The 20,862-nt window shown below is 62.3% G+C and carries 17 protein-coding genes; 6 read left to right on the top strand and 11 right to left on the bottom strand.

Features of this window, described 5'->3' with window-relative positions; genetic code table 11:
* Positions 1-20: 20 nt before the first annotated feature.
* Positions 21-1,289, bottom strand: coding sequence for an aspartate aminotransferase family protein (locus tag AC3ZU9_RS10665; protein ID WP_490090683.1), 1,269 nt, complete (start codon positions 1,287-1,289; stop codon positions 21-23).
* Positions 1,290-1,498: 209 nt separating this feature from the next.
* Between AC3ZU9_RS10665 and AC3ZU9_RS10660 the strand changes: the two genes are divergently transcribed.
* Complete coding sequence (locus AC3ZU9_RS10660) at positions 1,499-2,398, top strand: LysR family transcriptional regulator (protein WP_490090682.1); 900 nt, start codon at positions 1,499-1,501, stop codon at positions 2,396-2,398.
* A 226-nt stretch (positions 2,399-2,624) separates the two neighbouring features.
* Here the strand turns inward: AC3ZU9_RS10660 and AC3ZU9_RS10655 are convergent, their stop codons facing one another.
* From AC3ZU9_RS10655 to bioB, 10 genes are all read right to left on the bottom strand, one after another.
* Positions 2,625-4,403: an acyl-CoA dehydrogenase C-terminal domain-containing protein gene (locus AC3ZU9_RS10655; protein ID WP_015886200.1), complete on the bottom strand. Its 1,779-nt coding sequence runs from the start codon at positions 4,401-4,403 to the stop codon at positions 2,625-2,627.
* A gap of 123 nt (positions 4,404-4,526) precedes the next feature.
* The gene (locus AC3ZU9_RS10650) at positions 4,527-6,296 is read right to left on the bottom strand and encodes an acyl-CoA dehydrogenase C-terminal domain-containing protein (protein ID WP_490090681.1); all 1,770 of its coding nucleotides are present in this window, start codon (positions 6,294-6,296) and stop codon (positions 4,527-4,529) included.
* Between the two features lie 90 nt (positions 6,297-6,386).
* Positions 6,387-7,676 carry a GGDEF domain-containing protein gene (locus AC3ZU9_RS10645; RefSeq protein ID WP_043205994.1) on the bottom strand — a complete coding sequence of 430 codons (1,290 nt, stop codon included), beginning with the start codon at positions 7,674-7,676 and terminating at the stop codon, positions 6,387-6,389.
* Positions 7,677-7,882: 206 nt separating this feature from the next.
* Positions 7,883-9,688 carry a phenylacyl-CoA dehydrogenase gene (locus AC3ZU9_RS10640; protein WP_015886203.1) on the bottom strand — a complete coding sequence of 602 codons (1,806 nt, stop codon included), beginning with the start codon at positions 9,686-9,688 and terminating at the stop codon, positions 7,883-7,885.
* Positions 9,689-10,020: 332 nt separating this feature from the next.
* Positions 10,021-10,302 carry a hypothetical protein gene (locus tag AC3ZU9_RS10635; protein ID WP_015886204.1) on the bottom strand — a complete coding sequence of 94 codons (282 nt, stop codon included), beginning with the start codon at positions 10,300-10,302 and terminating at the stop codon, positions 10,021-10,023.
* A 106-nt stretch (positions 10,303-10,408) separates the two neighbouring features.
* On the bottom strand, positions 10,409-11,089 hold the full coding sequence (gene bioD, locus AC3ZU9_RS10630; protein ID WP_015886205.1) for a dethiobiotin synthase: 681 nt from the start codon (positions 11,087-11,089) through the stop codon (positions 10,409-10,411).
* A complete protein-coding gene (gene bioC, locus AC3ZU9_RS10625) occupies positions 11,086-11,898 on the bottom strand; it encodes a malonyl-ACP O-methyltransferase BioC (protein ID WP_490090680.1) in 813 nt (270 codons plus the stop codon). The genes bioD and bioC overlap by 4 nt, the downstream gene beginning before the upstream one ends.
* Positions 11,891-12,622: an alpha/beta fold hydrolase gene (locus AC3ZU9_RS10620; RefSeq protein ID WP_064054242.1), complete on the bottom strand. Its 732-nt coding sequence runs from the start codon at positions 12,620-12,622 to the stop codon at positions 11,891-11,893. The genes bioC and AC3ZU9_RS10620 overlap by 8 nt, the downstream gene beginning before the upstream one ends.
* A complete protein-coding gene (bioF, locus tag AC3ZU9_RS10615) occupies positions 12,615-13,796 on the bottom strand; it encodes an 8-amino-7-oxononanoate synthase (RefSeq protein WP_015886208.1) in 1,182 nt (393 codons plus the stop codon). Before bioF ends, AC3ZU9_RS10620 begins: the two co-directional genes overlap by 8 nt.
* Positions 13,797-13,973: 177 nt before the next feature.
* Positions 13,974-15,029, bottom strand: coding sequence for a biotin synthase BioB (gene bioB / locus AC3ZU9_RS10610; protein ID WP_046035002.1), 1,056 nt, complete (start codon positions 15,027-15,029; stop codon positions 13,974-13,976).
* Between the two features lie 92 nt (positions 15,030-15,121).
* Between bioB and AC3ZU9_RS10605 the strand changes: the two genes are divergently transcribed.
* The 5 genes from AC3ZU9_RS10605 to rarD all read left to right on the top strand — a co-directional run bounded on the left by AC3ZU9_RS10605 (position 15,122) and on the right by rarD (position 20,849).
* Positions 15,122-15,859: a ComFC family protein gene (locus AC3ZU9_RS10605; RefSeq protein ID WP_046035001.1), complete on the top strand. Its 738-nt coding sequence runs from the start codon at positions 15,122-15,124 to the stop codon at positions 15,857-15,859.
* A 58-nt stretch (positions 15,860-15,917) separates the two neighbouring features.
* Complete coding sequence (locus tag AC3ZU9_RS10600) at positions 15,918-16,682, top strand: TOBE domain-containing protein (RefSeq protein ID WP_490090679.1); 765 nt, start codon at positions 15,918-15,920, stop codon at positions 16,680-16,682.
* 79 nt (positions 16,683-16,761) lie between these two features.
* The gene (locus AC3ZU9_RS10595; protein WP_046034999.1) at positions 16,762-18,660 is read left to right on the top strand and encodes a PhoX family protein; all 1,899 of its coding nucleotides are present in this window, start codon (positions 16,762-16,764) and stop codon (positions 18,658-18,660) included.
* A 158-nt stretch (positions 18,661-18,818) separates the two neighbouring features.
* Positions 18,819-19,793: a serine/threonine protein kinase gene (locus AC3ZU9_RS10590; protein WP_015886213.1), complete on the top strand. Its 975-nt coding sequence runs from the start codon at positions 18,819-18,821 to the stop codon at positions 19,791-19,793.
* 171 nt (positions 19,794-19,964) lie between these two features.
* Positions 19,965-20,849, top strand: coding sequence for an EamA family transporter RarD (gene rarD, locus AC3ZU9_RS10585; RefSeq protein WP_064054247.1), 885 nt, complete (start codon positions 19,965-19,967; stop codon positions 20,847-20,849).
* Positions 20,850-20,862: the final 13 nt, after the last annotated feature.

The following is a 20,862-nucleotide window of genomic DNA, read 5'->3' as shown; positions in this document are numbered from 1 at the left end:
GACGGTTCAGGAATAGGGGATTAAACGGCGATGCCCTTGCGGCATTGCAGCTGTGCGGTGCGCACGCGGGAGAAGGCGCGGGCCAGGCGCAGGAGCATTTCGTCGATGTTGCTTTTGCTGACTGTCAGGGCCGGGGTGAAGCGCAGGCAGTTCGGTTGCGGGGCGTTTAGGATCAGGCCTTCGTGCAGTGCAGCCTTTACGACAGCGTCCGCAGAATCATCCGACAGCGTCAGGCCCCACATCAGGCCGTGGCCACGCAATTGACCGTGGTCATAGCGGTAGGCCAGGCGGGCCAGGCCTTCACCGAGGTAAAGCCCGGACTCACCCACCTGCTCCAGAAAGCCGTGCTCCAGCACCGTATCGAGTACGGCAACCCCGGCCGACGCCATCAGCGCATTGCCATGATGCGTGCCTTCCAGTTCGCCCACGTCGAAACAACAGGCTGTGCCACGCGCCAGCAACGCTGCGAGGGGCACGCCGCCGCCCAGGCCTTTGCCGAGGGTGATGATGTCGGCACGTACGCCGTATTGCTGTTCGGCGAGCAAGGTGCCGCAGCGGCCTATGCCGGTTTGCACTTCGTCGAGGATCAGCAGGATCCCCAGTTCACGGCACAGGCGCTCGACGCCCTTGAGGTAGTGCTCCGTTGCGGGGATTACGCCGGCTTCGCCCTGGATCGGTTCGAGCATGATCGCGACGGTCTGTGCATCCACGGCGGCATGCAGCGCCGACAGATCGTTGAACGGCACGTGGCTGAAGCCCGGCAATTGCGGCTCAAATCGGTTTTCAATGGCCCCAGCCGACGCCGACATCGCCGCGAAACTGCGACCATGGCAACCACTGCTCGCGCTGATGATGCGGTAAGCGCCGCCGCGATGCAGCTGGCCCCATTTGCGCGCCAGTTTGATCGCGGCTTCGCAGGCTTCCGCACCGCTGTTGAGCAGGTACGCCTGGTCGCTGCCGGTGCGATGGCAAAGGCGCTCGACGAGGTTGAGTTGTGTGCGGTTATGCAAGCTGTGGCCCGGATTGATCAGCGCCTGCGCCTGGTCGGCCAACGCCTTGATCAATACCTGCGGGCTGTGGCCGAGGCTGTTGGCGGCGCCGCCCTGGCTGAAGTCCAGGTACGCGCGGTCGTCGCTGTCCCACAGCCAGGAACCCTGGCCACGCACAAATACTTGAGCCGGCCGCGCCACCGTGGGCATCAGCGCTTCGCTGGAAGCGCTGTCGCCTGGCGTATCGAGGATCAGGTCGTCCAGGCTCGGCGCCGCGCGGCGCATATTGAACAGGTTCACACCTCACCCCTGCTGGCAACCGGACCTTGGTCGGTACGCGCGGTGTAACCTGGTTGAAGATTGTTTGCCTTGCCTATGTAAACGCTATCAACATAAACGCTGTTCATTGCCCGATCCGGCCCTGTAAGCCCTGCGAATAGGCGCTAGACTAGGCGCCTCAGGGGCCAACAGCCATTTCGTTTTTCCAGCTTTTTCGATAAGTAAGCCTTATGGATTTCAAGCAACTGCGTTATTTCGTCGCGGTGTATGAGGAAGGCCACGTAGGCCGTGCCGCGGAGCGCCTGTCGATCTCCCAGCCGGCGCTGTCGCAACAGATTCGCCAGCTGGAACAGAACTTGGATGTCAGCCTGTTCGAGCGCAGCAGCAAGCGCCTGCTCCCGACACTGGCGGCGCATACACTGTACAACCACGCCCTGCCGCTGATCGATGGCCTGCAACAGGCGGTGGAAGCGTTGCGCAACTTCAAGGGTCAGGCGATGCGCACGCTGGCCATCGGCGTGCTGCAAACCGTGCACACCAGCCTGGTGCCGCAGATGCTCGAGCGCGTGCGCAAGGCCCAGCCGCACCTGGTGGTGCAGATCTACGAATTGACCGGACTTGAGATTGAGCGGCGCTTACTGAATGGCTCGCTGGACATCGGCATCAGCTACCTGCCGCCACGCCAACCAGGGCTGCACGGCGTGTTGTTGTACGAAGATGAGTTGAAGGTGGTGATCCCCGAGGACCATCCCTTGCGCGAATTCAAGAAAGTCTCGCTGAAGCAGGCGGCCGAGTTGCCGATGTTGCTGCTGGGCGAAGAGTTTCAGGTCCGTCAGATCTGGCAGGGCCAACTGGCCAACCTCGGACGCCGCCCGCAAGTACAGGCGGAACTGAATACCATGGTGGGGATTCTCGACAGCTTGCCTCACACAAAACTGGCGACGGTGCTGCCGGGACGTTCCCAGGATGAACACAATAGCCAGTCGCTGCTGTGGAAACCCTTGAGTGAACCCAGGGTGCCGCTGAAAGTGGGCTTGGTGTGCCGCGATGTGCAGCGCCAGCAGGCGACGGTGGCGTTGCTGCGCACGTTGCTGGAAGACGTGATGAATGCCCCGCAGATCATCGCCTGACTTTTTCGCGGGCAAAAGAAAACCCCGCCGAAGCGGGGCTTTGCAGACTGTTTCCCTGACATCCATTTCACTCCGCCATCCTGGCAGAATCCTACGTGTCCGTGTTGTTGCTTTGCGCTTCCTGCGCGACGTCCATGTGAAGTAGATTATCGGTGGATCCAATCTGGCGATAGAGGACGAATAGCAGCACGTCATGTAAGAGAATGCTTACACGCCCTCCAAGCCCTTAGAACAGGGCTTCATCCAGCAAAAATAATGATTCGCTACCGGCTTTTACCGACGCACTCAGCGAATGAATACGTGGCAATAGGCGGGCAAAGTAGAAACGCGCGGTGCCGAGCTTGCTGGCGTAGAAGTCTTCTTCCGACTCTTTGCCCAGCGCGGCCTTGGCCATGCGTGCCCACATATAGGCATACGCCATGTAGCCGAAGGCGTGCAGGTACTCCACCGACGCCGCGCCGATTTCATTCGGGTTGGTCTTGGCGCGGTCCAGCACCCAGGCGGTCAACTCATCCAGGTTATCCACCGCCACGCCCAGCGGTTTGGTGAACTCAGCCAGCTCGGGCCCCGCCGAGGCGATGAACGCGCGGATCTCATCGGCAAACAAGGTGTAGAACGCCCCGCCACTGCCAACGATCTTGCGCCCCATCAGGTCCAGCGCCTGGATACCGTTGGTGCCTTCGTAGATCTGGGTGATGCGCACATCCCGCACCAGTTGCTCCTGGCCCCACTCGCGAATGTAGCCATGGCCGCCAAACACTTGTTGGCCCAGCACGGTGGTTTCCAGGCCCAGGTCGCTCAAGAACGCCTTGGCCACCGGCGTCAGCAATGCCACCAGGTTATCCGCACGCTCGCGGGCAACAGCATCTTCACTGAACTTGGCGATGTCCAGTTGCGTCGCCACGTAGGTGGAGAACGCACGGCCGCCTTCGTTCGAGGCCTTCATGGTCAGCAGCATGCGACGCACGTCCGGGTGCACGATGATCGGGTCGGCCACCTTGTCCTTGGCCTGGGCGCCGGTGGGTGCACGGCTTTGCACGCGGTCGCGCGCGTATTCAATCGCGTTCTGGTAGGAACGCTCGCCGGACGCCAGGCCCTGGATACCCACACCCAGACGCTCGTAGTTCATCATGGTAAACATCGCCGCCAGACCACGGTTCGGCTCGCCGACCAAGTAACCCACGGCTTCGTCGAAGTTCATCACACAGGTCGCCGACGCCTGGATGCCCATCTTGTGCTCGATGGAACCACAGCTCACCGTGTTACGTTCGCCCAGGCTGCCGTCGGCGTTCACCATGAACTTCGGCACCAGGAACAGCGAGATGCCCTTCGGACCCGCCGGCGCGTCCGGCAGCTTGGCCAGTACCAAGTGGATGATGTTTTCGGTGAGGTCATGTTCACCCCCGGTGATAAAGATCTTGGTGCCGCTGACTTTGTAGGAACCGTCCGCCTGTGGCTCGGCCTTGGTCCGAATAATCCCCAGATCCGTCCCGGCATGCGCCTCGGTCAGGCACATGGAACCGGCCCATTCACCGGAATACATCTTCGGCAGGTAGGTGGCCTTGAGGTCTTCGCTGGCGTGGGTGTTGATCGACACGCAGGCGCCGGACGTCAGCATCGGATACAGGCCAAACGCCAGGCTCGACGAGTTGATCATCTCTTCGACCTGGGCCGACACGGCCTTGGGCATGCCCATGCCGCCAAAGGCAGGATCACCGCCCACACCCACCCAGCCGCCTTCGGCGTAGGTTTTGTAGGCCTGTGGAAAACCGTCCGGGGTGAACACTGCCGTGTTGTCCCAACGGCAACCTTGTTCATCGCCACCGCGGCTGAGCGGGGCGATGGATTTGGCGGTGACCTTGCCGGCTTCTTCGAGGATGGCCTCTACGGTTTCGGCGTCAACGGTGTCTGCCAATGCCGGCAATTGGGCCCAAGTGGTGGCGACCTCAAAGACTTCGTTGAGGACGAAGCGCATATCACGCAGCGGCGCTTTGTAATCAGCCATGGCAAACCTCGTGAGAACGTGAAAAGTGATTCGGTGAGAGTCGGTTTTACAGGCTCAGAGTGTACCCGAACAACTTTTCAGACACATAGGGTCCACTTGTGACTGATTGGTATTTTTAAGTCATCACAGCGCAAAGGCCTCCGCAGGCAGACTCATCAGGCATTCGCTGCCCGCTTGCACTGCAGCGCGGTGGGAGGCGGTACGCGGCAGCAGACGCTTGAAGTAGAAGTCGCATGTCGCCAGCTTGGCCTTGGCGAAGTCGGTGTCCTGTTGCTCAAGGGCGGCGATTGCCATGCGCAGCCAAAGGTAGGCGAGAATGACGTAACCGCTGTACATCAAGTAATCCACAGCCGCCGCGCCCACTTCATCGGGGTTCTTCATCGCGGCCATGCCGACTTGGGTGGTCAGCTCGCCCCACTCCCCGTTCAGTTGATTAAGCTGCGCCACATAAGCCTTGAGCTGCGGGTGCTCGGCATTCGCCCCGCAGAACTTATGCACGATCCTGGTAAACCCACGCAGCAACTTGCCCTGGCTGCCCAATACCTTGCGTCCGAGCAGGTCGAGGGCCTGGATGCCGTTGGTGCCTTCATAGATCGGCGCAATCCGCGCATCGCGTGCCAGTTGTTCCATGCCCCATTCGCGGATGTAACCGTGGCCGCCGAAGACCTGCATGCCGTGGTTGGTCACCTCCAGCCCCGTGTCGGTCATATAGGCTTTGCAGATGGGCGTGAGGAACGCCAGCAGGTCTTCGGCGTCCTGGCGTTGAGTGGCGTCGCTGCTCAGGTGCGCCGTATCGAGCAATTGCGCGGTGAAGTAGGTCAGCGCGCGGTTGCCTTCGTTGAAGGCTTTCATGGTCAGCAACATGCGGCGCACATCGGGGTGCACGATGATCGGGTCGGCGGCTTTTTCCGGGGCCTTGGCGCCGGTCAGCGAGCGCATTTGCAGGCGGTCGTTGGCGTATTTGATCGCGCCCTGGAAGCTTGCCTCGCCATTGCACAGGCCCTGCATACCGGTGCCCAGGCGCGCATGGTTCATCATGGTAAACATGCAGTTGAGGCCTTTATTCGCCTCGCCGATCAGGAAGCCCTTGGCGCCATCGAAGTTCAGTACGCAAGTCGCCGACCCCTTGATGCCCATCTTGTGTTCGATGGAGCCGCAGTGCACCGCATTGCGCTCACCGGAATCGGCATGGAACTTGGGCACGATAAACAGCGAAATGCCCTTGGTGCCCGCCGGCGCATCCGGCAGTTTGGCCAGCACCAGGTGGATGATATTGGCGCTCATGTCGTGTTCGCCGGCCGAGATGAATATCTTGCTGCCGGTGACCGCGTAGCTGCCGTCCGCCTGGGGCACGGCGCGGGTCTTGATCAGGCCCAGGTCGGTACCGCAGTGGGCTTCGGTGAGGCACATGGTGCCGGTCCACTCGCCCGCGGTGAGTTTGCTCAGGAAGGTGTCTTTTTGCTCGGCAGTGCCATGGGCATGGATCGCCGACATCGCGCCGTGGGTCAACCCTGGGTACATGCCCCAGGAGGTGTTGCTGGAGCCGATCATCTCGCTGAGCACCAGGCCCAATGACTGCGGCAGTCCCTGGCCACCGTAGGCCGGGTCCGCTGCCACGCCGTGCCAGCCGCCTTCAACGTATTGGGCGAAGGCTTCCTTGAAACCCTTGGGTGTGGTGACGACGCCATTGTCGAAATGGCAGCCCTCTTCATCGCCGCTGCGGTTGAGCGGCGCGAGCACGTTCTCGCAGAATTTCGCGCCTTCTTCGAGGATCGCGCCGACCATGTCCGGGCTGGCATCGGTCGCGCCCAATGCCGCGTAGTGGCCGTGGAAATCAAACACGTTGTCGATCAGAAAGCGCATGTCGCGAAGGGGAGCTTTGTACTCAGGCATGGCAATGTCTCCGTCAGCAGATGGTTTCAACCTACTGCCAGCCACTGCCGCGGACAATCACTGTAGAACCGCTGAATACACCGCCATCACTCAACCGGCAGCGCTCTCCATGCGCACCGCGCCACGCCGGGTTTGCCCGGCCGCCACCACGCAGTTACGCCCGGCGCCCTTGGCGGCGTACAGCGCCTGGTCGGCGGATTTGAGCACCTCCTCCGGCGTGCGCTGCTCGGCCTGACGTTCGGCCACGCCGATGCTGATGGTCACCGAAACACTCGAGGCGCCGCTGCCCGAGCGACGCTGGCGGCCCTGTTGGTCGTCGTTAGGACGGTCCGAGTTGCGCAGCTTGATGTCGTAATCGGCGATGATCTCGCGGATCTCTTCCAGGTGCGGCAAGCATTCTTCCACCGTCTTGCCGGCGAACACCACGGCAAACTCTTCACCGCCATAGCGGTAGGCGCGCCCGCCGCCGTTGACCTTGGACAGCTTGCTCGCCACCAGCCGCAGCACTTGGTCGCCAACGTCGTGGCCGTGGGTATCGTTGAAGCGCTTGAAGTGGTCGACGTCGCTCATTGCCAACACATAGTTGCGCCCCAGGCGCTGCATGCGCTCGTTCAGCGCGCGTCGCCCCGGCAAGCCGGTCAGCTCATCGCGGAAGGCCATTTGATAAGCCTCATGGGCCACACCGGCGGCGATCATCAGCATCACCTGGCTGCACATGATGTTCAGGGTAAACGGCAGGATGAATGTCTGCGGCAACATCCAGAACAGGCCCAGCAGCCCCACCAGTTGCGCCGCATGCAGCGGGCGCGGCTGGTACCAGTACTGCGCCGCCAGGGTCAGGAAGCCGATCAGGAACATCGGGTACGACAGTTGGATCAGGCTCATCCAACTGCCATGCAGCGCCGGCCAGCGAATCTCCGCCAACCAGTTCAGCACCGCCTGGGGATAACTCTGCTCGAGCGCCAAGGCCACGCTGCCGATCGCCAGCAACACCGCGCCACGCGCGACGAAGTCACGGAACAGGTGCGTCTTCTCCTGCCACAGCGCGTAGATGCTGAACAACAACGGCAGCAGCAGGCAGCACAAGTGAAACACCACGGCCGCGTCTTCGCGCACGCGACCGTTGTCGCGATAGAAGTCAGTCTGGGTATCGAGCAGGAAGTAGGCGATGTACACCGTGATCATCAGGAACAGTTCACGCTGACGGCGGTACACCGCGCAGTACGAACCGCCGAGCAACAGCACCAAGGTCGGCAACACATTGAACAGCGAGGTGAAGAAGACGTTGAGGTCCTTGACGTACGCAGCCGAAAGCCCAGCCAGCAAGAGCAGCAACGAAGGTAAAAAGTGACTGAACCGTACAGCGGACACGCGCGACAAGGGTAAAACTCCGACCCGCAAAAAATGATGGCACTGTGCCTTTATGCAGACAGTTAAGCACAACCTGCCGAGCATGTATCACATTGCCATCACTGTAACGGCAGCGGGCGGCAATCCCTGAGCGCTGTACTGCGGTTTTTTATCGCCCACAAAAAAGCCGCCGCTCCGGGAAGGAGCGGCGGCTTTGGAAGTGAACCCGGTAAGGCTTAGTAAGCCAGGCCGAAGTCTTCTTCTTTCATGTCCATCAGGTTGTTGGCGCCCGACAGCATGGTGGCCACGTGAGTGCGGGTACGCGGCAGGATGCGCTGGAAGTAGAAGCGCGCGGTCTGCAACTTGGCGGTGTAGAACGCCTCTTCGGTAGTGCCGGCCGCCAGTTTTTCGGCTGCCAGGCGCGCCATGTCAGCCCAGAAGTAAGCCAGGCAGGCGTAACCGGAGTACATCAGGTAGTCCACCGAAGCGGCACCGACTTCTTCGCGGTCTTTCATCGCGGCCATGCCGACCTTCATGGTCAACTCGCCCCACTCTTTGTTCAGTGCCGCCAGCGGTGTAACGAACTCTTTGACGGCTTCGTTACCTTCGTTGGCCTGGCAGAACTTGTGCACGATCTTGGTGAAGCCCTTGAGCGCTTCGCCTTGCGTCATCAGCACTTTACGGCCCAGCAGGTCCAGGGCCTGGATGCCGGTGGTGCCTTCGTACAGCATCGAAATGCGGCTGTCGCGAACGTTCTGCTCCATGCCCCACTCGGCGATAAAGCCGTGGCCGCCGTAGATCTGCACGCCGTGGTTGGCCGATTCAAAACCGACTTCGGTCATGAACGCCTTGGCGATCGGGGTCATGAAGGCCAGCAGGCCATCGGCGTGTTTCTTGGCTTCGTCGTCGGTGCCGTATTTGACGATGTCCACTTGCTTGGCGGTGAAGTACACCATCGCACGGTTGCCTTCGGCGAAGGCTTTCATGGTCAGCAGCATGCGGCGCACGTCGGGGTGCACGATGATCGGGTCAGCGGCTTTGTCCGGTGCTTTCGGGCCGGTCAGGGAGCGCATTTGCAGGCGATCACGCGCATATTTCAGGCCGCCCTGGAAGCCGATCTCGGCGTGGGACAGGCCTTGCAGCGCGGTGCCCAGGCGAGCGGTGTTCATAAAGGTGAACATGCAGTTCAGGCCTTTGTTCGCCGGGCCGATCAGGAAACCGGTGGCCGCGTCGAAGTTCATCACGCAGGTGGCGTTACCGTGGATGCCCATCTTGTGTTCCAGGGAGCCACAGGTCACCGCGTTGCGCTCACCGATCGAGCCATCGGCGTTCGGCAGGAACTTCGGCACGATAAACAGCGAAATGCCTTTGGTGCCGGCCGGTGCGTCCGGCAGGCGGGCCAGTACGATGTGGACGATGTTGTCGGCCATGTCGTGTTCACCGGCCGAGATGAAGATCTTGGTGCCGGAGACTTTGTAGGAACCGTCGGCCTGAGGCTCAGCCTTAGTGCGCAACATGCCCAGGTCGGTGCCGCAGTGTGGCTCGGTCAGGCACATGGTGCCGGTCCATTCACCCGACACCAGTTTGGTCAGGTAAGCGGTTTGCTGCTCGGGGGTACCGTGCTCGGAGATGGTGTTCATCGCACCGTGGGACAGGCCCGGGTACATGCCCCACGACCAGTTGGCGGCACCCACCATTTCGCTCACGGCCAGGCCCAGGGATTCGGGCAGGCCTTGGCCGCCGTGCTCCACGTCGTGGGCCAGGCTTGGCCAGCCGCCTTCGACGAATTGTTTGTAGGCTTCTTTAAAACCCGTTGGGGTTTTAACGCCCGACTCACTCCAGGTACACCCTTCGATGTCGCCCACGCGGTTCAGCGGTGCCAGCACTTGCTCACAAAACTTGGCGCCTTCTTCAAGGATGGCGTCAACCATGTCCGGGGTAGCGTCCTGGCAAGCCGGCAGGCTCTGATAGTGCGCTTCATAGCCAAGCAGTTCGTCACGAACGAAGCGAATATCACGCAAGGGGGCCTTGTAGTCAGGCATAGCGATAAACCTCTGCTGATGTATCTGGAATGAACAACCGCTTGGAATTGTGCTGTGGCGGTCAAACAGGTGTTTGAAACATACGTTTACCACCTGGGGATGTCAAGCGTCGTCCGGACGCCGTTTGTCATGACGCGGATCAACGGCGCGCACGGCAACGCTTGCGGCAAGACGCCACAAGACTGCGGGAGTGTAGAAGTGCAGAAGTACGACACACATAAAAAATGTGGGAGGGGGCTTGCCCCCGATAACGGTGTGTCAGCCATACAGACGTTGGCTGATCCATCACTATCGGGGGCAAGCCCCCTCCCACATTTTTTAGCGCCAGCAGATCAGGCGTAGGTGTCGATCAACGTGCCGAGCATTTCATCCGAGGCCTTGGCGACTTTCACGCCCAATTCCACCTGAAATTTGCCTTGGGCCATTTCGACCATGTTGCTGGCCGAGTTGGAAGGCTGTGCACGGTCGTTGGCGCGCAGACGGTCAACTTGCGCATCCGACGGCTGGGTAGTCGCGGCGCTGGCGATCTTGCCGGCGGCCTGGTCGACACGGCTCTGCCCGGTCTGAATGGTGCTCAGGCCCGAGTAAAACGCGCTGCTGCCAGAGATGTCCATGGCGTAAACCTGCCTTTAGAGAATCGTGAAGTTGAATTGAAGCAGATATCCCGGCAAAGGGCCCGTCAAAAACACTAATGGCATAATGCCTTAGCGATAGCCAAAATCAGTCAAGCAGGTCCAACTGCAAGTATTCAGCAACCGCTTCGGCCCCGGCGTGCTTGAGTTTGGGCACACGCCCCAGGCACGGCGCAGGCAGCCGCTCGGCCAGGGTGGCGAGGTTCTCTTCCAGACGAGAGGTCTTGGGGTCGATGATATTCGCCACCCAACCCGCCAGCGGCAAACCGTCCCGGGCGATGGCCTCGGCGGTGAGCAAGGCATGGCTGATGCACCCCAGGCGCACGCCCACCACCAGGATCACCGGCAGTTTGAGCGCCATGGCCAGGTCCGACAGATTGTCCTGATCAGCCAACGGCACGCGCCAGCCGCCTGCGCCCTCGATCAAGGTGAAATCCGCTTGCCTTGCCAGAATCTGCTGCATCGGCTTGAGCAAGGATTGCACCGTGAGCGAGACACCCGCCTCCCGCGCTGCCAGGTGAGGCGCGATGGCCGGCTCAAATGCCACCGGGTTGACCTCGGCATAGGTCAGCGGCAATGAGCACTCGGCCAGCAGCGCCAGGGCATCGGCGTTGCGCAAGCCTTTGGGCGTGACCTGGCAGCCGGAGGCCACCGGTTTGCCGGCGGCGGTGCTTTTGCCGGCTTGCCGCGCCGCATGCAACAGCCCCGCGGCGATGGTGGTCTTGCCGACATCGGTGTCGGTACCGGTGATGAAGTAAGCGGCACTCATAGAGGTTTCTCCAGCACGGCATACACCACTTGGTAAGTCGCCGGCAGGCCTTGGGCCTGGCGGAACCGCTCATACGCTTGCACCAGTGCAACAATCCGCGCGCGCCCCGTCAACCCTCCCGGCCGGCCGGGGTTGAGGTTATGCGCGCCCAACGCCTTCAATTCGTGGGTCAGGCTGCGTACATCCGGGTAATGCAGCACATGGGGACGGCGCTCCAGGCTGACCAGTCGCAGGCCGCTGGCCGCGCACAGTTGCTGATAAGCCTCGAAGGTGCGAAAGCGATTGACGTGCACCAGGCCATCCGCTGCGCGCCAGCTTTCGCGCAGCTCTTCCAGGGTGCCCAAGCACAGACTGGCGAACGCCAGTACACCGCCCGGCTGCAACACGCGATAGGCCTCGCTGAGTACCGCCTCGAAGTTCGCACACCATTGCACCGCGAGGCTGGAGAAGATCAGCCCCAGGCTTCCAGCCTTGAGCGGCAAGCGTTCGGCATCCCCCGCGATGAAGTGATGCGCGCCCCCCAACGGGCGGGCGTGGTTAAGCATGCCCTCAGCAATATCCAGCGCGACGCCTTGGCTGGCGGGTAACCGTTCGGCCAGCATGCGGCTGAAATACCCGGTGCCGCAGCCCATGTCCAGCCAGCGCTGGGGCGCGGTGCCCGCCGGCAAGCGCGCCAGCAGCTGGCTACCCACCGCCCGCTGCAACTCAGCAACGCTGTCGTAGCTGGCGGCTGCACGGGAAAAGGAGGCCGCCACCTGGCGCTTGTCCGGCAAGGCACCCGGCAGCGGGGCGTGGGATAAATCAGTCATCGACGTACTCATGCAAAAAAGCCTGGATCGCCCCCGCCACACCGTGGGGGTCTTCCAGAAGAAAAGCGTGACCGGCCTGTTCAATCAGGCCGATTTCAACATCGGGCAGCAGCGCCAACAGGTCGCTGGCGGCTTCGGCGGGCACCAACCCGTCCAGCCCGGCGAACAGGTGCAACTGCGGGCCGCGATAGGCCAGCAAGGCCTCGCGGGTGTCGAGTTGGGCGAGCAGTTCAAGCCCAGGCATCAATACGCTCGACGGCGTATTCGGTGCACCGCTGACCAGCAGCCGCGACAGCCCGCGTGGGTCTTCGGCGCCCTTGGCGCACAACAGGCCGAAACGTTTGAGGGTGACTTGGGAGTCGGCATGGCAGCCGGCGAGAAACGCGTCGAATGTCTCGGCGGGCATCGCGCTCGGCCAACCGTCGTGGGCGACAAAACACGGGTTGCTCGCCAAGGTCAGCAGCCCGCAGCAGCGTTCGCCGCGCCGCGCCGCCAGCTCCGACGCCAGCATGCCACCCAGGGACCAACCGCCCAGCCAGGCGTTATCCGGCAAGGTGGCGTCGAGTTCATCGAGCCACTCATTCAGGTCGCTGGAACCCAACGCCGGCAACGGCTCGATATGCACCTGCAGGTGCGCGTCCAGACCTTGCAAGGCGGCGGCCAACGGTTCCAGCGGCGATACGCCGAGGCCCCAGCCGGGCAGCAATACCAATCGATCACGCATGGTCGGGCTCCGAACTGCCTAACAGGCGAAAACACGCTTCCAACGCATTTAACAATAGCTGCACCTGCGCCGCGCTGTGGGCCGCCGTCAGTGTCACGCGTAAACGCGCGCTGCCGGCAGGCACGGTGGGTGGGCGGATCGCCGTCACCATCAGGCCGCGCTCGCGCAGCATCTGCGACAGGCGCACGGCCTTGGCGCTGTCGCCGATCAGGATCGGTTGGATCGGCGTGAAGCTGTCCATCAGGTCCAGGCCAAGCTGCTCGGCGCCCGAGCGAAACTGGCGGATCAACCCGTTGAGGTGCTCGCGCCGCCAATGTTCGGTGCGCAACAGTTCCAGGCTTTTCAAGGTGGCGCACGCCAGGGCGGGCGGTTGGCTGGTGGTGTAGATGTACGGGCGGGCGAACTGGATCAGGCTTTCGATCAGGTCTTCACTGCCGGCTACAAAGGCCCCCGCCGTGCCGAACGCCTTGCCGAGGGTGCCGACCAGCACCGGCACGTCGTCCTGGCTCAGGCCGAAATGCTCGACGATCCCGCCGCCGTTGGCGCCCAACGGGCCGAAGCCGTGAGCGTCATCCACCATCAACCATGCACCTTTGGCCTTGGTTTCACGGGCGAGTGCGGGCAGGTCTGCCAGGTCGCCGTCCATGCTGAACACGCCATCGGTGACCACCAAGGTATTGCCGGTGGCTTTCTCCAGGCGCTTGGCCAGGCTGTCAGCATCGTTGTGCAAGTAACGGTTGAAACGCGCACCGGAGAGCAGGCCCGCATCCAGCAGCGAGGCATGGTTGAGACGGTCTTCCAGCACCGTATCGCCCTGCCCCACCAACGCCGTGACTGCGCCGAGGTTGGCCATGTAGCCGGTGGTAAACAGCAACGCGCGCGGGCGACCGGTAAGGTCCGCCAGGGCTTCTTCCAGCTCATGGTGCGGCGTGGCATGCCCGACCACCAAGTGCGAAGCGCCGCCGCCCACGCCCCAACGGGACGCACCGGCGCGCCAGGCTTCGATCACTTGCGGGTGATTGGCCAGGCCGAGGTAATCGTTGTTGCAGAACGCCAGCAATGGCTGGCCGTCCACCACCACTTCCGGGCCTTGGGGGCTGTCCAGCAGCGGGCGTTGGCGATAAAGGTGTTCGGCACGGCGGGCAGCGAGGCGCGCGGCGAGATCGAAAGACATGCAGGCCTCGGTTAAGCAGGATGTACGCGCTAAAGAATGGGGCAGGGAGCGGATGTGGGCGGGGGCTTGCCCCCGATTGCAATCTGTCAGTTGATGGAGGTGTCGACTGACCCATCGTCATCGGGGGCAAGCCCCCCTCCCAAACACGTCATTTCCCACAGTGGGGTGGCATTTCAATCAAACGGCGGCGTTGTAAAACTGCTCGCTGCTCTTCTGCTCCACCAACGCCTGTTCGATCGCCGCCTGATGCACCTCATCGGCGTGCTCTTCGCGCGCTTCCGGCAGGATGCCCAGGCGCGAGAACAGTTGCATGTCCTTGTCGGCCTGCGGGTTGGCGGTCGTCAGCAACTTGTCGCCGTAGAAAATCGAGTTGGCACCGGCAAAAAACGCCAGGGCCTGCATCTGCTCGTTCATCGCTTCACGGCCAGCCGACAGCCGTACGTGGGACTGCGGCATCAGGATGCGCGCCACGGCGAGCATGCGGATGAAGTCGAACGGGTCGATGTCCTCGGCGTTTTCCAGCGGCGTACCGGCGACTTTCACCAGCATGTTGATCGGCACCGATTCCGGATGCTCCGGCAGGTTAGCCAGCTGGATCAGCAGGTTGGCGCGGTCGTCGAGGGACTCGCCCATGCCGAGGATGCCGCCGGAGCAGATCTTCATCCCCGAATCACGCACGTAGGCCAGGGTTTGCAGGCGCTCGCCGTAGGTGCGGGTGGTGATGATGCTGCCGTAGAACTCCGGCGAGGTATCGAGGTTGTGGTTGTAGTAGTCGAGGCCGGCCTGGGCCAGGGCTTCGGTCTGGTCCTGGTCGAGACGGCCGAGGGTCATGCAGGTTTCCAGGCCCATGGCTTTTACGCCTTTGACCATCTGCAGCACGTAGGGCATGTCTTTGGCCGACGGGTGCTTCCAGGCGGCGCCCATGCAGAAGCGGGTCGACCCGATGGCTTTGGCGCGGGCGGCCTCTTCGAGGACCTTCTGCACCTCCATCAGCTTCTCTTTTTCCAGACCGGTGTTGTAGTGGCCCGACTGCGGACAATATTTGCAATCTTCCGGGCAGGCGCCGGTTTTGATCGAGAGCAGCGTCGACACTTGCACACGGTTGGCGTCGAAATGCGCGCGGTGCACGGTCTGCGCCTGGAACAGCAGGTCATTGAAGGGCTGCACGAACAGCGCTTTGACTTCGGCGAGGGACCAATCGTGACGCAAGGTGGCGGTGGTGCTGGCGCTCATGGGCGATTCCTTGATTATGCTTTGGCAAGCGCTGCGGGAAGGGCAATACCCACAGGCACGACACGGATGCTCGGCATATTTAAGGAAGATTCATGCACTGTCAACTCAAGCACAAACACCAGGTTTACATCTGGCTAAAAAACATACAATCCTGTTTAGTCTGTGATGAGGCGACAGAATCAGCCCATTGTGTGTGCAACGCCTGCGAAACAGAGCTGCCCTGGCTGATGGAGCACTGCGATGTGTGCGCCCTGCCCTTGCCAATGGAAGGTCTGATCTGCGGCCAATGCCAGAAACAACCACCCGCCTTTAAACAGGTGACCGCGCCCTGGACCTACAGCTTTCCCATCGACAGCTTGATCAGCCGCTTCAAGCACCAGGCGCGCTGGCCTCTCGGGCAGATGCTCGCCCGGCTTTTAGCGCAGCACCTGCAACACCGCCTCGACAACAGCGAACTGACGCGCCCCGACTGCCTGTTACCGGTGCCCATGGCCCGCAAGCGCCTGCGCGAACGCGGCTATAACCAGGCGTTGATGCTGGCGCGCTGGCTCAGCAGCGACTTGAACATTGCCTACGATGAACACCTGTTGTTACGTCCCCATGAAACCGTCGCCCAACAAGCCCTGGACGCCAAGACTCGCAAGCGCAACCTGCTCGGCGCCTTCGCCCTGGCGCCTGGCGCCCAGGTGCAGGGCCGGCACTTTGCCTTGGTCGACGATGTGCTCACCACCGGTGCCACCGCCCACAGCCTGGCGCGGTTATTGATCAATGCTGGCGCACGACAGGTCGATGTGTACTGCCTGGCCCGCACACCCAAACCGGGCAGCTGACTTGACTCCGGCGCACCTTGCCCGCAACGTTCGGCTCATCACATCGAAGCGCATCCACATGTCTCTGCCAGCGTCCCTCAGCCAACACATCATCCGTCGCCCCCAGCGCATTGCCTTGCTGGCGCATATCGCCGAACAAGGGTCCATCACCCGCGCGGCGAAAAGTGCAGGCCTCAGTTACAAGGCGGCGTGGGATGCCATCGACGAGCTGAACAACCTGGCGCAAAAACCCTTGGTGGCGCGCAGCGTCGGCGGCAAAGGCGGTGGCGGCGCCAAGCTGACGGCCGAAGGTGAACGCGTGTTGCGTCTTTACCAGCGCCTGCAAGTGTTGCAGGCCGAAGTGCTGGGCTCGGACGAAGCCGCCAGCGACTTCAACCTGCTCGGTCGCTTGATGCTGCGCACCAGTGCGCGTAACCAACTGCATGGCCAAGTCATCGCCATCGAGCCGCATGGCCGTAACGACCTGATCCGCCTGCAGCTGGCGGGCGGGCTAACCCTGGAGGCGCAGATCACCCACGACAGCACGCAGCGGCTGGAACTGGAAACCGGCGTGGAAGTGGTCGCGCTGATCAAGGCCGGCTGGTTGGAATTGCTGGCTCCCGGCGACCCTGCAACACCTGGACACAATTGCATGAGCGGCAGCGTCGACGCCATTCTCGACGCCGACGACGGCCCCAGCGAAGTCCGCATCGCCCTGCCCAACGGCCAGGTTTTATGCGCCCTGGCGCAGCCCGGCGCGCTCATCGCCCTCGGGGCCGCCGAGGGCCAGGCAATCCACGTGCAATTCGCGCCGAACAATGTGCTGCTCGGCACGCCGGTTTAACCGCTGCCGGTATTCAAACTGCAACAATTTCGTCACGCCCGCTCCTTAAGGTGTCTGCAAAAACCGCAGGGAGCCTGAGATGAGCCTATTAGAAGAAAACCAAGCCACCGACCTTGAACAGATGGTCGGCCTGACCCGCCGCCGCTTCATCGGCGCCGGTGCCTTATGCGGTGCCGCGATGTTCCTCGGTGGCAACCTGCTGACGCGCAGCGCCCTCGCCGTCAACGCCGCCAGCGCCAGCCCGTTGCTGGGCTTTACCAGCATCGCCGCCGCCACCCGCGACACCATCACCTTGCCGCCGGGCTACAGCGCGTCGGTGCTGATCAGCTGGGGCCAGCCGCTGAGCAGGAGCGCGCCGGCCTTCGATCCGTCCGGCAACGGCACGGCCAAGGCCCAGGAACAGCAGTTCGGTGACAACAACGACGGCATGAGCCTGTTCGCCTTCCCCGGCGACGATAACCGCGCGCTGATGGCGATCAACAACGAATACACCAATTACCGTTACCTCTTCGCCCACGGCGGCGCGCCGCAATCGGCCGAAGACGTGCGCAAGGCCCAGGCCAGCGAGGGCGTCTCGGTGATCGAAGTACGGCGCAAAGGCGACACCTGGCAGTTCGTGCAGGACTCGCGCTACAACCGACGCATCCACGGCAACTCGCCGATCCGCCTCAGCGGCCCCGCCGCCGGCCACGCCTGGCTGAAGACCAGCGCCGACAAAACCGGCAAGAACGCCCTCGGCACCTTCCAGAACTGCGCCAACGGCAAGACGCCGTGGGGCACTTATCTGACCTGCGAAGAGAACTTCACCGACTGCTTCGGCAGCAGTAACCCACAACAGACGTTCGACGCCGGGCAGAAACGCTATGGCGTGGTGGCGGCCAGCAAAGACATCAACTGGCACCCGCACGACCCACGCTTCGACATCGCCAAGAACCCCAACGAACTGAATCGTCATGGCTGGGTGGTGGAAATCGACCCGTTCGATCCGCAATCCACCCCGGTCAAACGCACGGCCCTGGGCCGCTTCAAACACGAAAACGCTGCCCTGGCCGAAACCCGTGACGGCCGCGCCGTGGTGTACATGGGCGACGACGAACGCGGCGAGTTCATCTACAAGTTCGTCAGCCGCGACAAGATCAACCACAAGAACCCCAAAGCCAACAAAGACCTGCTCGACCACGGCACCTTATACGTAGCGATCTTCGATGCGGGCGACGGCAACGCCGACCATCCCAAGGGCAAGGGCCAGTGGGTCGAGTTGACGCACGGCAAAAACGGCATCGACGCCAGCACCGGTTTCGCCAGCCAAGCCGAAGTGCTGATCCATGCGCGCCTGGCCGCCAGTGTGGTGAAAGCCACGCGCATGGACCGCCCGGAATGGATCGTGGTCAGCCCCACTGACGGCCAGGTCTATTGCACCCTCACCAACAACGCCAAGCGCGGTGAAGACGGCCAGCCGGTGGGCGGCCCCAACCCGCGCGAGAAAAACGTCTACGGCCAGATCCTGCGCTGGAAGGCCGACGCCGATAACCACGGCGCCAGCGAATTCAGCTGGGACCTGTTTGTGGTGGCCGGCAACCCTGGCGTTCACGCCGGCACGCCGAAGGGCGGTTCGTCGAACATCAACCCACAGAACATGTTCAACAGCCCCGATGGGTTGGGCTTCGATAAGGCCGGGCGCTTGTGGATTCTTACGGATGGCGACTACAGCAACGCCGGTGACTTCGCGGGGATGGGCAATAACCAGATGCTGTGTGCGGACCCCTCCACCGGGGAGATACGCCGTTTCATGGTCGGGCCGGTGGCCTGTGAAGTGACAGGCATCAGCTTCTCGCCGGATCAGAAGACGCTGTTTGTGGGCATCCAGCACCCAGGCGAAACCGGTGGTTCGACCTGGCCGGAGCATCTGCCGAACGGCAAGCCGCGGTCGTCGGTGATGGCGATTCGGCGGGATGATGGTGGCATCGTCGGCGCCTGACAGGGCCTCATCGGGGGCAAGCTCCCCTCCCACAGTACGCGGTCCACTGTGGGAGGGGGCTTGCTCCCGATAGCAATGGCACAGTCGCCCCCTATCTCGACCTCGGTGCGTTACCATACCCGGCCGGACGCGGCGCTCTGCTGCGCGCAGGAGTTCGCATGGCCCACCCGTTTGAAACACTCACCCCCGACCTGGTGCTCGACGCTGTCGAAAGCATCGGTTTCCTCAGCGATGCTCGCGTTCTGGCGCTGAACAGCTACGAAAACCGCGTCTATCAAGTGGGCATCGAAGATTCGGAACCGCTGATCGCCAAGTTCTACCGCCCGCAGCGCTGGACCAACGAAGCGATCCTTGAAGAGCATCGCTTCACCTTCGAGCTGGCCGAATGCGACGTGCCAGTGGTCGCCCCGATGATCCACAACGGCGAAAGCCTGTTCGAACATGCCGGTTTCCGTTTCACCCTGTTCCCACGCCGCGGCGGCCGTGCGCCGGAGCCGGGTAATCTCGATCAACTGTATCGCCTTGGCCAATTGCTCGGCCGTTTGCATGCGGTGGGTTCCACCCGTCCGTTTGAACACCGTGAAGCCTTGGGCGTTAAGAATTTCGGTCACGACTCCCTCAACACCCTGCTGGAAGGCAACTTCATCCCCAAGAGCCTGTTGCCGGCCTACGAGTCCGTGGCCCGCGACCTGCTCAAGCGTGTGGAAGAGGTGTACAAGGCCACGCCGCACAAGAACATCCGCATGCACGGCGATTGCCACCCCGGCAACATGATGTGCCGCGACGAGATGTTCCACATCGTCGACCTGGATGACTGCCGCATGGGCCCGGCGGTGCAGGACCTGTGGATGATGCTCGCCGGAGATCGTCAGGAATGCCTGGGCCAGCTGTCGGAATTGATGGACGGCTATCAGGAATTCCACGATTTCGACCCACGTGAACTGGCGTTGATCGAACCCCTGCGCGCCTTGCGGCTGATGCATTACAGCGCCTGGCTCGCACGACGCTGGGATGACCCGGCGTTCCCCCACAGCTTCCCGTGGTTCGGCAGCGAGCGCTATTGGGGTGACCAGGTGCTGGCGCTGCGCGAGCAACTCTCGGCGCTCAATGAAGAACCCCTGAAACTGTTCTGACAGCTTCTCTGTGGGAGCCGGGCTTGCCCGCGATGCAAGCGCCTCGGTTTTGCAGGAGTACCGAGGCGATGCTATCGCGGGCAAGCCCGGCTCCCACAGAAAGCACATCCCATCGCCGGACAAATATCCTTACAATCGCGCTTTGTTAGCTGCCTAAGCAAGGATTCTGCAATGCAAGCCGCCAACCCCCGCAAGGGCTACATCCTGGGCCTGAGCGCCTATGTCATCTGGGGTCTGTTCCCGCTCTACTTCAAAGCCATCGCCAGCGTACCCGCCGCCGAGATCATCGTGCATCGCGTGCTGTGGTCGGCACTGTTCGGCGCGTTGCTGTTGATGGTCTGGAAGCACCCAGGCTGGTTCCGCGAACTGCGCGACAACCCCAAACGCCTGGCGATCCTGGCACTCAGTGGTTCGTTGATCGCGGGTAACTGGCTGACCTATGTGTGGTCGGTCAACAGCGGGCGCATGCTGGAAGCCAGCCTGGGTTACTACATCAACCCCTTGGTGAATGTGGTGTTGGGCATGCTGATCCTGGGCGAACGCCTGCGTCGTCTGCAGTGGGTTGCCGTTGGGCTGGCCGCAGTGGGTGTGGCACAACAGGTGTGGCAAGTGGGCAGCCTGCCCTGGGTGTCGCTGGTGTTGGCGCTGACCTTTGGCTTCTACGGGCTGATTCGCAAGCAGGCACCGGTGAAAGCGCTGCCGGGGCTGGTGGTAGAAACCTGGATGCTGGTGCCGATTGCCGTGGCATGGTTGCTGTTCAACCCCTCGGCCCACAGTGCTCAGATGGCGTTCTGGAGTACGTCCGAGGCGTGGTGGTTGGTGGCCGCAGGCCCGGTGACGCTGATCCCGCTGGTATGTTTCAACGCCGCCGCACGGCACTTGCCCTACACCGCCCTGGGCTTCTTGCAATATGTGGCGCCGACCCTGGTGCTGCTGGAAGCCGTGCTGCTGTTCGGTGAACACCTGGCGCCGAGCACGTTGACCGCCTTCGCTTTCATTTGGGCGGGCCTAGTGGTGTACAGCGTGGATATCTGGTTGAGCGTGCGCAAACGCTGATCAAAAAACGCAC

Source organism: Pseudomonas sp. A39 (assembly GCF_058145955.1).
This window is presented reverse-complemented; position numbering and strand designations above follow the sequence as displayed.

What these genes read in the sequence shown, in the direction of transcription:
- AC3ZU9_RS10595 (WP_046034999.1), top strand. Translation starts at nt 16,762, where the DNA reads ATGAGCCTATTAGAAGAAAACCAAGCCACCGACCTTGAACAGATGGTC.
- AC3ZU9_RS10655 (WP_015886200.1), bottom strand. Translation starts at nt 4,403, where the DNA reads ATGGCTGATTACAAAGCGCCGCTGCGTGATATGCGCTTCGTCCTCAAC.
- AC3ZU9_RS10620 (WP_064054242.1), bottom strand. Translation starts at nt 12,622, where the DNA reads ATGCGTGATCGATTGGTATTGCTGCCCGGCTGGGGCCTCGGCGTATCG.
- bioC (WP_490090680.1), bottom strand. Translation starts at nt 11,898, where the DNA reads ATGACTGATTTATCCCACGCCCCGCTGCCGGGTGCCTTGCCGGACAAG.
- bioB (WP_046035002.1), bottom strand. Translation starts at nt 15,029, where the DNA reads ATGAGCGCCAGCACCACCGCCACCTTGCGTCACGATTGGTCCCTCGCC.
- AC3ZU9_RS10635 (WP_015886204.1), bottom strand. Translation starts at nt 10,302, where the DNA reads ATGGACATCTCTGGCAGCAGCGCGTTTTACTCGGGCCTGAGCACCATT.
- rarD (WP_064054247.1), top strand. Translation starts at nt 19,965, where the DNA reads ATGCAAGCCGCCAACCCCCGCAAGGGCTACATCCTGGGCCTGAGCGCC.
- bioF (WP_015886208.1), bottom strand. Translation starts at nt 13,796, where the DNA reads ATGTCTTTCGATCTCGCCGCGCGCCTCGCTGCCCGCCGTGCCGAACAC.
- AC3ZU9_RS10605 (WP_046035001.1), top strand. Translation starts at nt 15,122, where the DNA reads ATGCACTGTCAACTCAAGCACAAACACCAGGTTTACATCTGGCTAAAA.
- AC3ZU9_RS10600 (WP_490090679.1), top strand. Translation starts at nt 15,918, where the DNA reads ATGTCTCTGCCAGCGTCCCTCAGCCAACACATCATCCGTCGCCCCCAG.
- AC3ZU9_RS10660 (WP_490090682.1), top strand. Translation starts at nt 1,499, where the DNA reads ATGGATTTCAAGCAACTGCGTTATTTCGTCGCGGTGTATGAGGAAGGC.
- AC3ZU9_RS10640 (WP_015886203.1), bottom strand. Translation starts at nt 9,688, where the DNA reads ATGCCTGACTACAAGGCCCCCTTGCGTGATATTCGCTTCGTTCGTGAC.
- bioD (WP_015886205.1), bottom strand. Translation starts at nt 11,089, where the DNA reads ATGAGTGCCGCTTACTTCATCACCGGTACCGACACCGATGTCGGCAAG.
- AC3ZU9_RS10650 (WP_490090681.1), bottom strand. Translation starts at nt 6,296, where the DNA reads ATGCCTGAGTACAAAGCTCCCCTTCGCGACATGCGCTTTCTGATCGAC.
- AC3ZU9_RS10590 (WP_015886213.1), top strand. Translation starts at nt 18,819, where the DNA reads ATGGCCCACCCGTTTGAAACACTCACCCCCGACCTGGTGCTCGACGCT.